Genomic DNA, 11,527 nt, shown 5'->3' with positions numbered 1-11,527 from the left:
ATTTCCATCACCTCTTATCAAGTTTATTCTTCCTTCTGTGATGGAATGCCAGCAGATGGTTCAAGTAAAATATTTTTTATTTGATTAAGCTGCGCTTTTGGTACTCGACAGGCTTCGATTAAATATTGATCTGCGCTCCCGTATATTTCGATCATTTCTTGTAAGACATCCTCTAAATCATCTTGTTGTACCCCTAAAAGTGGCTGAATCTGTGCTTTTGATACCCGATACAAACTCATCATACGAACAAATCATTCTTGCCGTTTCACAAGCATTTGAACGCATGTATTCAGTTAATACGGTGTCAATGGGTACACCAGCTACTAATTGAATGAGTGCTGATAAAAAACCAGTACGGTCCTTTCCGCTTGTACAGTGAAGAATAATTGGATAACTTTTCTTTATCAAAAGAGAAAGGAATCGCCGGATTATCTCTCATTCATATATAGTCATCATTTACGGTCAATTATTGGTATAATAGAGCAAGCACAATAGAAATGATTGGAGATTGTAGCATGATAAAAACAAAACGTATTCAGCAAATAAAAGAATATGTGTTTGACAAAGAATCTGCATCGCTCGATGAGCTGATGGCACATTTTGGCGTGTCAAAAAACACCATACGTCGTGATGTTCAAACATTGGTTGAATCGGGTGTGCTAAAGAAAGTGTATGGCGGAGTGGCTGTGAACCATTCTACTTTAGTGACCTATCAAGAACGAAAGACGCGTCATTTAAGTAAAAAACAATTGATTGGTCAAATGGCTGCCTCATTTGTGGAAGATGGAGATATGATTTTTGTAGATTCTGGTACAACGACGCTAGAAATGCTCCCCTATTTGGCTGATAAACAGGTGACCATTGTTACAAATAATGTTGATTTCATTACACAGGCTATGCCTTATGCAAATCTCACCATCTTTTCGACTGGCGGGATGCTGGAGAGAAAAACAAACTCTTTTGTTGGTTATCAAAGTGTTGAGCGCCTAAAAACATATAATGTGAATAAAGCATTTATTGCCTCGACAGGCCTATCCATCGATCATGGGGTCACGAATTCTTCTCCGCTTGAAACGGACCTTAAAAAAACGCTTGTTCATAAAAGTGAGACAACCTTTTTATTGGTAGATGACAGTAAATTTAATCATTTTGCGCTGACGACTTTTTGTGATTTACATGAAATTGATGTCGTGGTTACTAATCAACAGCCAAATGAAGAGTATCTTCAATACGGAAAGGAGCATGATGTACGGTTTGTGACACCTTAACATCAATGCGAGTAAAGGTCGATCTTGATCTGCAATAAAATGGTCAAATTATGGTCATCATCTTATATGATGACATTGGTACGATTTGACATATTGGAAGGTCGTTTACGGGAAAACTTGAAAAATTGTTGGATACATGCCATCATGCTAGTGGTTAAACCTTTTGAAGTAGCAGAATGTAATCGCTATCAAATTGTTCATCAGCTTCGCTCTGAAGATATAGGGCTTAATTTTCCAAAAATAAAAGATATCGTCGTCATTAGTGTTGTGAGTAAACAGCTTACTAAAGAAAAGCTATATGAAATCATACCTAAACGCTTAGAAAAAGAATGCGGCATGGCATAAACAGATGTGATGATTTCAATTGTTGAAAACGAAGAGACAGATTGGAGCATTTGTATGAGAGAGGCTATTGCTATAAAAACCGGCTCAGGAATTTGAGCCGGTTTTTGATTGATTCATCTCAAGCTGCAACATCATATGAAACAGAAAACGATAGATAGCTGATAACATGTCTGCTAAAGACATTTCCTCACTGATTCCCTCCAGCTCAAGAAGCTGTAAATTTACGTCAAACAAGCCATCTTGTCCATTGAATTGAAGCTGAGCTCCATTCAAATGTGACAGCATTTCCTTGAGCAAGGCCGTGTCTTTTTTAGGTCGCTTCAACCCGAATAATGCGGTATATGTTTGAAACACTTCATCCCACTCAATAGCTACTCCATCGACTTTTACCACATCAAACCATTTCGATTCAATATAAATAAATTCTTTTTGATGGCTTTTGACATATGTAAGCGATCTGTTTAAAAATGAAGAAGGCTCTGTTTGAATCAATGCTTCTGATTCCTTGTCAACACGCTCAATGTACACATTGGCGAAGCGTTTTTCTTCTTGAATACTCGCCCCTTCTAATGACCAGTTTTGACGTTTTGCTTGATCATATTCAAAATCTGTCAGTCCTTGACCTTCCTTTAGTAAATCTTGTAAGCGATTTTGCAACGACATGGATATGCCTCCTTTATTCTACTCCGTTTGCGCTTATTATTTTAGCATAACACACATGAAAAGAAAGATACGTACGGGCATGTGATGGTATGATAGTGTTAAAGGGACGGAGGGGTTCGTTTTGCTGACAATGACACTAGCAGAAAAAATAGTAGATGAGGTCAAAAAGGTATTAACAGAGGAAATTATCATCGCTCAAACAAATGGCATCATCATTGCCGCGACGGATAAAGCACGCATAGGTCAATTTCATGAAGGGGCATTCCTTACTTCCTCTGAAGGTCAGAAACGAATTCTCACGAAGGAAGATGAGCAGCACATGAAAGGAATCAAGGCAGGGATCAATCTGCCTATATACTTTAAGCAGCATGTCATTGGTGTGATTGGCATGACAGGAGATCCAGTGCATGTTTCCCCTTTTGGAGAAATTCTTCGAAAAATGACAGAGCTACTCATTCAAGAAAACGAATTTTTTCAAGAAACTGAGACGGATGAACGTCACCTTGAAGCATTTGTCTTCGACTGGATTCATATGCCAGAGACATCCATTGATATCACTGAAAAAGCGAATCTTCTTCAGCTCGATCTCAAGAAACAGCGAGTGGTTGTACTGATTGACTATCATGATAAACCGTTTATGAAGCAAGATCAATTCAAAGCTGTGAAAGCCATGCTCCACTTGACCAATCAGGAAATCATGGTGCGCTGGGGACATGCGCGTTTTTTGCTCATGCTGATAACAAATGAAAATGGCCGTAATGATCTTCAGCAACGACTTTTTGACATTCATTCTTCACTTTCTCGACTTTCGCCATCGAAGATTTTCATCGGAGCTGGAAAACCAGCTACTTTTCAGTTGATGAAGCAATCCTTTCATCAAGCATTTCGTGCACTAAAATTAGCCAATGCTGATACACCAATTGTGTTTGATGAAGATTTGACAATTGAACTGTTCATTGAAGAGATCAGTCAAGAAACGAAAGAAGCTTTTATTGACCGCACCATTGCATCCCTTCTTCCCCATCCTGAGCTCATAAAGACCTTAAGGGTGCTAATGAAAACAGATTATTCATTAAAGTACACCGCTGAAGCGATGCATCTACATATTAATACCTTGCACTATCGGTTGAAACGAATCCAAGACTTAACAAATCTTGATCCAAAACGAATGCAAGATGCCATGCTCTTTTGTTTAGCGTTTATGCTATTAGATCAAAATCCAAAAAAATCAACAAATCAATCTGATTTTTTGTAGAATCGTCCATAGGAATAAGACGATTCTTTTTTTATACTGTAAATGAGATGTCTAACCGACTGGAGTGATTGTATGTGTTACATTCTGAATTTTCAAGTAAATTAAAAGAGATTGTCGGATCTCGTTATGTACAAGACAATCAGGCAGACCGTCTTGCCTACTCTTATGACGCTACACCGAACGTTCAGCATATGCCAGATGCCATTGTCAGTCCTCTCCATACAGAAGAGGTGCAAAAAATTGTCCGGCTATGTGCCGAATACATGGTTCCAATCGTACCGAGAGGATCTGGAACGAATCTATGCGCTGGAACATGTCCATCACAAGGCGGACTTGTTATGCTGTTTAAACGAATGAATCAATTATTGGAAATTGACGAAGAAAACCTAACAGCAACGGTACAGCCAGGCTTGATTACACAGGACTTGATTCGTCAAGTAGAGAAAAAAGCCCTTTTTTATCCGCCTGATCCAAGCTCAATGAAAATCTCTACGTTAGGTGGAAACATTAATGAAAATTCAGGTGGTTTAAGAGGATTAAAGTATGGCGTCACAAGAGATTATGTTCTTGGTCTTGAGGTCGTTCTGCCAAATGGCGACATCATTAAAACAGGCGGGAAACTAGCAAAAGACGTGGCAGGATATGATATGACCCGATTATTCGTCGGTTCAGAAGGAACGCTAGGTATCGTGACAGAAGCGATACTCAAGCTCTTGCCGCTTCCTGAAACAAAGCAAACGATGCTTTGCTTATACGAAAGCCTGGAGGAAGCCGCGACTTCTGTCTCAGCGATTATTGCAGAGCGTATCATTCCCGCCACGTTAGAATTTATGGATCAGCCGACACTTGAAGTGGTAGAGGATTTTGCCCACATTGGTTTGCCAACAGACGTTCAAGCGGTGCTGTTAATAGAGCAAGACGGCATACCTGAAGCTGTTGAGCGTGATATACAAAAAATAGCAGAAATTTGCAAAAAGAGTGGAGCAAAAAGCGTCCATATCGCACAATCTGAAGAAGAAGCGAATGCGTTACTAACTGCAAGACGCTCTGCTTTATCTGCTCTTGCCCGCTTAAGTCCAACAACCATTTTAGAGGATGCGACGGTGCCTCGGTCTGAAATTGCCAAAATGGTTCGTGCCATCGAAGAGATCGCACAAGCATATCAGGTGAAAATCTGTACTTTTGGGCATGCAGGCGACGGAAACTTACATCCCACATGTGCAGCAGATGCAAGAAATGAGGAAGAAATGAAACGTGTAGAAGAAGCCTTTCAAGCCATTTTTCAAAAAGCAGTCTCATTAGGCGGAACCATTACCGGAGAACACGGGGTTGGTCTGATGAAGGCCCCCTATTTAGAACTGAAAGTAAAAAAAGAAGGAATCTCAGCAATGAGAGCGATTAAGCAGGCACTTGACCCGTTAAACATAATGAATCCCGATAAAATGTTTGCAAAAGCAACGAGGAAGCGGGTGGTCATCTCATGACAACTTCTCATGAACAGAAAGAAATGCAGCAACAATTCCAACAGCAAATGGATGAAAAGGAGCTACTCAATTGTATGCGCTGCGGGTTTTGCCTTCCCTCCTGCCCCACTTATATTGAAACTAGGCAGGAGGAAACGCATTCACCTCGCGGACGAATTGCTTTAATGAAAGCTGTGAGAGATGGCGTGATTGAGCCGGATGAAGATGTTGAACACTCATTAAATCTATGTCTAGGCTGCCGCGCATGTGAGCCAGTATGTCCTGCTGGAGTCAAATATGGACGTTTACTTGAAGACGCTAGGGACATAATCCAGCAACATAAAAAACAACCGTTACCTGTCAAATTGGTCAGACGCCTAGTTTTTAAAGGACTATTCCCCTCACAGAGCCGTATGCGAAAAGCAGCAGGGCTTCTTCGATTTTATCAAACATCTGGACTTCAAACCGCTGCTCAAAAAACAGGTTTTCTAAAGGTGCTTCCTTCCCATTTACAGGTGATGGAACGAGCACTTCCAAAGATACCAAGTAAAAAAGAAATGAAAAACCGCTTGAATGAATACCAAGCCATAGGTCCAAGAAAGAAACGTGTGGCGTTATTTTCTGGTTGTATAATGGATACGATTTTTTTCAAAACAAATCAAGCAACCATTCACCTTTTACAGCTAGCAGGCTGCGAAGTTGTCACGCCCCCCATGCAAACATGTTGCGGAGCACTTCATGGTCACAGTGGTGAAAAAAAGCAGGCAAAACATTTAGCTAAGCGTAATATCGAAGCATTTGAGCAAACGGATGTCGATGCCATTGTGATTAATGCTGGAGGTTGTGGTGCATTCTTAATTGATTATGATCATTTGTTAAAAGATGATCGGTCTTTTCAGAAGCGAAGTGAAGCATTTTCACAGAAGGTAAAGGATTTGTCAGAAATACTAGTATCGCTTGATTTTCATCACCGCATCCCTTTAGCCTTGCCTGAGCAAATCATCACTTATCAAGACTCTTGTCATTTACGTAATGGAATGGGGGTACACAACGCACCAAGACTGCTCATGAAGGCGATTGAAGGTGTCACATTTAAAGAAATGAAGGATGCCGATCGCTGCTGCGGCTCAGCAGGTATTTATAACTTCATGCAGCCAGTCATGTCGATGCAAATTTTAGACCATAAAATGACTGAAGCCAACAAAACGGCGGCTGCTACAATTGTCACCTCTAACCCCGGCTGTCATCTGCAAATGATCGCAGGTATTGAGCGTGCAAGTGACGCATCTAAGATGAGAGCTGTTCATCTTGCTGATTTTTTATTAGAAGCTGTTCAATATGGAAAACGCGCGTCCAGCTAATCAGGCTGAACGCTTTTTTAATCTTCATCTTTTACATCAGGGTCTTCAGGAATCGGTTCATTCAAAATATCTTGCACGAGCTGCTTGTATTGTTCAAGCTGCTTCATATGAGTTTGGAACTGCCCTTGATAAACAAGATAAGAAGACCCATCAAATACGGTACGTATCTTTTTTTGCTCAATTAATTTTTCAATATATGCTTCAGATACGTCAAGGTATTCAGCAGTTTCTGCAATGGTTAAATACATAATTGTGCACCACCAGTGAGATTCATCTTACAAATTATATCATGAGATGCTGAAAATACGATTACTGCCTGTTCATGTTTTTTTCATCTTTTCTTCACTGATTCTTCAACTCCCTTTTGTAAAGTAATCATATGCCCACTTATCTAATTGGAGGTGTTCCATTTTCACATGACAAGGAAAAGAATTCAGACCTTTCTCACATTTTCAATCGTAGGTGCAAGCAACACCCTCATTGACTTCATGACCTTTTTTCTACTGACCGCTTGCTTTGTCCCCTATTTCCTCGCTCAGTGCCTTTCCTATAGTGCAGGCATGCTAAACAGTTATATTTGGAATAGAAAATGGACCTTTAAAATGAAGCGTAAAGCAGACAAGTGGGAATGGGTGAAATGGATGACTGTCAATGGAGGTGCCTGCTTCCTTACCTTCCTTGTTCTATATGCACTAGAGCAAGCAGGTTTTACATTATTCATCAGTAAAGTGATGGCCACCTTTGTCGGGCTCATCATCACATTCACTGGAAGCCATGTATGGGTCTTTCAATCAACGAATGAAAAAAAAGAAATGGAGAGTTGATCACTATGAAAATGAAAAAAGCCGTTATACCAGCAGCTGGGTTAGGAACACGCTTTTTACCAGCAACCAAAGCACAGCCAAAGGAAATGCTACCAATCGTGGACAAACCTGCCATTCAATACATTGTAGAAGAAGCTGTCCAATCAGGAATTGAAGATATCTTAATCATCACTGGCAGAAACAAACGATCCATTGAAGATCACTTCGACCGGTCCATTGAGCTAGAACAAAATCTGTTGGAAAAAGGAAAAAAAGAACAACTGGCTGAAATCAAACATATTGCGGATATGGCCAATATCCATTATATTCGTCAAAAGGAACCACTAGGTCTTGGACATGCTGTGTTATGTGCAAGCCATTTTATTGGTGATGAACCTTTTGCTGTTCTTTTGGGAGATGATGTCATGGTATCAGAGAAGCCCGCTCTCTCTCAGCTGATGGAAGTATATGAGCAGAAAAAAACAGAGGTCATCGGTGTTCAACAAGTTGATCGTCTAGATGTCAGCAAGTATGGTATGATAAAAACAGCTAAAAAAGAAGGCGATGTGTTTCAAGTATCAGACTTGGTTGAAAAACCATCCATTCATGATGCCCCTTCTGATTTAGCAGTCATGGGCCGATATATTTTAAACCCAACCATTTTTTCTGTTTTAGAAAAAATCGGCAGAGGTGCTGGCAATGAAATTCAGCTGACAGATGCGCTTAAAGAGATCGCGAATCAGTCACCCATTTATGCCAAACAATTAGATGGCCAAAGATTCGATATTGGTGATAAGCTTGGCTGTTTTAAAGCAGCGACTGAGATTGGCTTAATGCGCCACGATATGCGGCCGGCATTGTTAGCATATATGCAAAGCATACTCATGCGAGAAGCAAAACAAGCATAGTCTTTTATTAAGATGAAAGAAAATTAGCAATTAAAGGCAGTGTGAAACGAATGGGAAACATGTTTAATGAAATTTTAACCTGGCTGACAAGCCTTGGTTACGTAGGCGTTGCACTTGGACTCATGATTGAAATCATTCCAAGTGAAATTGTCCTTGCCTATGGTGGATATATGGTGTCAACAGGGTCCATTGGTTTTATTGGGGCTGTCATTGCTGGCGTCATAGGAGGAACGATTGCCCAGTGCTTTATTTACTGGATCGGACTATATGGCGGAAGACCCTTTTTAACTAAGTATGGAAAATATTTATTGATTCATGAACATCATATTGCAACAGCAGAACGCTGGTTTGCCCGCTATGGATCAGGTGTTGTTTTTACAGCACGCTTTATTCCTGTTGTGCGCCATGCGATCTCTATTCCAGCAGGTATAGCCAAAATGCCATTTTTAAAATTTGTCCTACTGACTGGACTTGCTGCGATCCCTTGGTCGATTTTATTTATTTATCTCGGCATGCAGCTTGGAACAAAGTGGGACCACATTCAAAGTGTTGCCCATACATATACAACACCGATTATGGCTATTGCCATTGTGCTCATCATTCTTTATTTCCTGCTGAAAAAAATCCGCACGAATCGAAAACGGACAACTTAACACAAAACGCCTTTCACTGCTTTAGTGAAAGGCGTTTTGTATTAGTGAGTGGATTGTTTTTTCATAAAATGTGATAATTCCATAATCATTGCACCCATTCTTTCAAGAGTTGGTGCAAGTATCCGTTCCACTCCCTCCTCTTTTAAAGCTTCTGCTGTTACTTTACCAACTGCAACAGCTAGCACATGTTGATGAAACAGGTGTTGCAGTTCTTCTTTCCTCCCCCACTCTGCTGCTAGTTTGAAAAATGCATGGACCTGGATAGCTGTTGTAAAACAGACTGCATGCACTTTCTCCTGCTTCATTTCATGGAATAATGTTTCAACAGTCTCTGGTTCTGGAGGCGTGTGCTTGTATGGTAAAAGCGGTAATACGTCTGCACCCCGGTCGTTCAAAAACTGTATGAGAGCCGGTGCATTTTCACCGTGCAACTGCACTATGACTCGCTTTCCGTGAAATTCTTTATCCTCAAGCTTTGAAATCAAATCGCGAACAGTTCCATCTTCATCAGAAACGTCTGGCTGAATCCCAAGTTTTTTTAAAGCTAAAAAGGTTTTATAGCCTCTTGAAGCAATTCGGGCATTCGATAAAATGTCCATGAATGCTTCTCCGAGATTGAATTCTTCTGCACTTTCAATTAATGTATCTGTACCAATCCCTGTTGTCAAAATTACCCAATCAGCACCTTGCTTAATCACACTTTCGATGCCTGGTTTTAATTCCTCTTTTGCCAAAAACACAGTTCCTTGCAGAGAGCGAATAACGGCTTTTCCACCTTGCTTTTCAACAAGTGTACGCATCTCCTCTGTTTTTCTCGTTCCACAAATGGCAATCGTTTTTCCAGATAAGCCTTTACTCATTCTATCCCTCTTTTTCTATCACATTTGTATGTATTAAATATAGTTTTAATTAGAAGCCGATGCAAGAGTCTACTAAACAAAGAGCGTTTTTTCGCTTTCATTCATACTAGATTTTCTTTTATTTTGTTATGAAAACAGGATAGTTTGATGAAATTAACAAAAAGAAAACAGCTTGCCGACTTTATCGACAAGCTGGGTGAGTGCAGTTATTTATTCACTATTTCTTTTGTTCCTCTTGAAAGATTTCCGCAATAATCTCGTAAGAACGCATTCTTTCTTGATGGTCAAACATATCTGAATGAATCATCACTTCGTCAGCTTGAGTGGATTTCATAAAAGCTTCTAATTCTTTTTTCACTTTTTGTTTATCTCCAATGATTGTCGAGCTTAATTGTTCATCAACCATTGCCTTTTCATAAGGGCTCCAAAGTCCATCCATACTTTCAACAGGCGGTTTTAGTTTTCCAGGTGTATTGCGAATCAGACTTAAGAAACGCTGATAGTGTGAGGTTGCTAAGTACTCGGCTTTCTCTGTTTGATCAGCCGCCAAAACCGTTACACAAACCATGGCATAAGGCTCTTTTAAAACATCGGAAGGCGTGAACGACTGCCTGTACATTTCTAAAGCAGGAATTGTATTTTTAGGTGAAAAATGAGCAGCAAAGGCAAAAGGCAATCCAAGTGCTCCTGCAAGTCTTGCACTAAACCCGCTTGAGCCGAGTAGCCAGATTGGAATGTCTAGTCCTTCCCCTGGAACAGCCCTTACCTGATTTTTGACCTGACCTGTTGGTTTTAAATATTGCCGAAGTTCTTCAAGCTGTTCCGGAAAATCTTCTCCATTGTGAAGGTTTCGTCTAAGAGCACGTGCAGTTAGCTGATCAGTTCCCGGTGCCCTACCAAGTCCTAAATCAATTCTCCCTGGATATAATGTTTCTAGTGTTCCAAACTGTTCTGCAATGACAAGTGAAGAGTGGTTTGGAAGCATAATGCCGCCAGACCCAACCCGAATCTTTTCGGTCCCGCCAGCAATATATCCAATCAAGACTGATGTTGCAGAGCTGGCGACCCCTTCCATATTATGATGTTCTGCAAGCCAGTATCTATTAAAACCCCACTTCTCCGCTTTCTGTGCTAAATCCATACTATGCTGAAAGGACTCTCTAATTGTGCCGCCTTCTGTCACAGATGATAAATTCAAAACGGAATAAGGCGTGCGCTGTAAAACTGATTGACTCATGAATGATGTCCCCATTTCTATCAAAAATCACACTAGATTCATTCAACACCATAACATAAAATCATTTCACTTTTAAAGAATTCAGCTTGTAGACAGGGTCTACAAGCTAGAGAAAGGCTTCTTCATCTTTTCTTTTTTATTTCTTCTATTGCGTTTATACAGGTTTCAATATCATTTGATTGTAAGAGATGAAAAATAGACTGTAAACTGGAAAACTCTAAATCCCACCATTTTAATGTTTGAAGTTTTTCAATCTTGTCATGAGAAAACCGATATTTCATGAGGAGCTGTGGGTTTCCTGCAACGATTGCATATGGTGGCACATCTTTTGTGATCACGCTGTTTGCACCAATCACTGCCCCATTTCCTATGCTTACACCTGACATAATGGTTGCACCATATCCAATCCAGACATCGTGTCCGATTTGAACATCTCCTTTTGATTTTGGATGCCCTCTTATATGGGCAGCTTCTTTGAAAATTTGGTTAAACGGATACGTGGTGACCCAATCTGTTCGGTGCTCGCCACCAAGGAAAATTTTCACTTCATTGGCAATGGAGCAAAATTTCCCTATTTTTAAAGTGGTTCCTTCTCCCCATGAGAGCACTTGAAAGTCCGGTCCGGCATAAGAAAAATCACCGATATCATACGAGGTGAGTTCACTTCTTTGGTTTAGAAACATATAAGATCAGACCTCCTAAGCAATTGAT

At 40.3% G+C, this 11,527-nt stretch carries 15 protein-coding genes; 8 read left to right on the top strand and 7 right to left on the bottom strand.

Annotation, left to right across the window (positions count from 1 at the left end; all coding sequences use genetic code 11):
• Positions 1-23: 23 nt before the first annotated feature.
• Positions 24-242 (bottom strand): tyrosine-protein phosphatase, encoded by a 219-nt coding sequence (locus ACIQCE_RS00615; RefSeq protein ID WP_400493179.1) that lies wholly within the window; start codon positions 240-242, stop codon positions 24-26.
• A complete protein-coding gene (locus ACIQCE_RS00610; RefSeq protein ID WP_400493178.1) occupies positions 178-408 on the bottom strand; it encodes a tyrosine-protein phosphatase in 231 nt (76 codons plus the stop codon). The genes ACIQCE_RS00615 and ACIQCE_RS00610 overlap by 65 nt, the downstream gene beginning before the upstream one ends.
• Before the next feature lie 107 nt (positions 409-515).
• Here ACIQCE_RS00610 and ACIQCE_RS00605 point away from each other — a divergent pair, with 107 nt between their 5' ends.
• Together ACIQCE_RS00605 and ACIQCE_RS00600 are read left to right on the top strand one after the other, a co-directional pair.
• Positions 516-1,268, top strand: coding sequence for a DeoR/GlpR family DNA-binding transcription regulator (locus ACIQCE_RS00605; RefSeq protein ID WP_400493177.1), 753 nt, complete (start codon positions 516-518; stop codon positions 1,266-1,268).
• 144 nt (positions 1,269-1,412) lie between these two features.
• Entirely contained in the window at positions 1,413-1,613 is a 201-nt protein-coding gene (locus ACIQCE_RS00600) for a tautomerase family protein (RefSeq protein WP_400493176.1), read from the top strand.
• An 84-nt stretch (positions 1,614-1,697) separates the two neighbouring features.
• Here the strand turns inward: ACIQCE_RS00600 and ACIQCE_RS00595 are convergent, their stop codons facing one another.
• Positions 1,698-2,276 (bottom strand): branched-chain amino acid aminotransferase, encoded by a 579-nt coding sequence (locus ACIQCE_RS00595; protein ID WP_400493175.1) that lies wholly within the window; start codon positions 2,274-2,276, stop codon positions 1,698-1,700.
• A gap of 121 nt (positions 2,277-2,397) precedes the next feature.
• Between ACIQCE_RS00595 and ACIQCE_RS00590 the strand changes: the two genes are divergently transcribed.
• The 3 genes from ACIQCE_RS00590 to ACIQCE_RS00580 all read left to right on the top strand — a co-directional run bounded on the left by ACIQCE_RS00590 (position 2,398) and on the right by ACIQCE_RS00580 (position 6,355).
• Positions 2,398-3,531 carry a CdaR family transcriptional regulator gene (locus ACIQCE_RS00590; RefSeq protein ID WP_400493174.1) on the top strand — a complete coding sequence of 378 codons (1,134 nt, stop codon included), beginning with the start codon at positions 2,398-2,400 and terminating at the stop codon, positions 3,529-3,531.
• A gap of 74 nt (positions 3,532-3,605) precedes the next feature.
• Positions 3,606-5,015, top strand: a complete 1,410-nt coding sequence (gene glcD / locus ACIQCE_RS00585; RefSeq protein WP_400493173.1) for a glycolate oxidase subunit GlcD — start codon at positions 3,606-3,608, stop codon at positions 5,013-5,015.
• Positions 5,012-6,355 (top strand): (Fe-S)-binding protein, encoded by a 1,344-nt coding sequence (locus ACIQCE_RS00580; protein WP_400493172.1) that lies wholly within the window; start codon positions 5,012-5,014, stop codon positions 6,353-6,355. Before glcD ends, ACIQCE_RS00580 begins: the two co-directional genes overlap by 4 nt.
• Before the next feature lie 17 nt (positions 6,356-6,372).
• Here the strand turns inward: ACIQCE_RS00580 and ACIQCE_RS00575 are convergent, their stop codons facing one another.
• Positions 6,373-6,603 carry an excisionase family DNA-binding protein gene (locus ACIQCE_RS00575; RefSeq protein WP_353855574.1) on the bottom strand — a complete coding sequence of 77 codons (231 nt, stop codon included), beginning with the start codon at positions 6,601-6,603 and terminating at the stop codon, positions 6,373-6,375.
• A 168-nt stretch (positions 6,604-6,771) separates the two neighbouring features.
• Here ACIQCE_RS00575 and ACIQCE_RS00570 point away from each other — a divergent pair, with 168 nt between their 5' ends.
• The 3 genes from ACIQCE_RS00570 to uptA are packed head-to-tail and all read left to right on the top strand — an operon-like array spanning position 6,772 to position 8,719.
• On the top strand, positions 6,772-7,179 hold the full coding sequence (locus ACIQCE_RS00570) for a GtrA family protein (protein ID WP_400493171.1): 408 nt from the start codon (positions 6,772-6,774) through the stop codon (positions 7,177-7,179).
• A complete protein-coding gene (galU, locus tag ACIQCE_RS00565) occupies positions 7,179-8,066 on the top strand; it encodes a UTP--glucose-1-phosphate uridylyltransferase GalU (RefSeq protein ID WP_400493810.1) in 888 nt (295 codons plus the stop codon). The genes ACIQCE_RS00570 and galU overlap by 1 nt, the downstream gene beginning before the upstream one ends.
• Before the next feature lie 50 nt (positions 8,067-8,116).
• Complete coding sequence (uptA, locus tag ACIQCE_RS00560; RefSeq protein WP_400493170.1) at positions 8,117-8,719, top strand: undecaprenyl phosphate transporter UptA; 603 nt, start codon at positions 8,117-8,119, stop codon at positions 8,717-8,719.
• A 41-nt stretch (positions 8,720-8,760) separates the two neighbouring features.
• On the opposite strand, the gene ACIQCE_RS00555 is transcribed toward uptA, so the two are convergent.
• From ACIQCE_RS00555 to ACIQCE_RS00545, 3 genes are all read right to left on the bottom strand, one after another.
• Positions 8,761-9,579: a uroporphyrinogen-III synthase gene (locus tag ACIQCE_RS00555; RefSeq protein WP_400493169.1), complete on the bottom strand. Its 819-nt coding sequence runs from the start codon at positions 9,577-9,579 to the stop codon at positions 8,761-8,763.
• A gap of 217 nt (positions 9,580-9,796) precedes the next feature.
• Positions 9,797-10,816, bottom strand: a complete 1,020-nt coding sequence (locus ACIQCE_RS00550) for an LLM class flavin-dependent oxidoreductase (RefSeq protein WP_400493168.1) — start codon at positions 10,814-10,816, stop codon at positions 9,797-9,799.
• Between the two features lie 122 nt (positions 10,817-10,938).
• Positions 10,939-11,499 (bottom strand): CatB-related O-acetyltransferase, encoded by a 561-nt coding sequence (locus ACIQCE_RS00545; RefSeq protein WP_400493167.1) that lies wholly within the window; start codon positions 11,497-11,499, stop codon positions 10,939-10,941.
• Positions 11,500-11,527: the final 28 nt, after the last annotated feature.

It is taken from the genome of Bacillus sp. NPDC093026 (genome assembly GCF_044754665.1).
In the GTDB taxonomy this organism is placed as follows: domain Bacteria; phylum Bacillota; class Bacilli; order Bacillales; family Bacillaceae; genus Bacillus; species Bacillus maqinnsis.
This window is presented reverse-complemented; position numbering and strand designations above follow the sequence as displayed.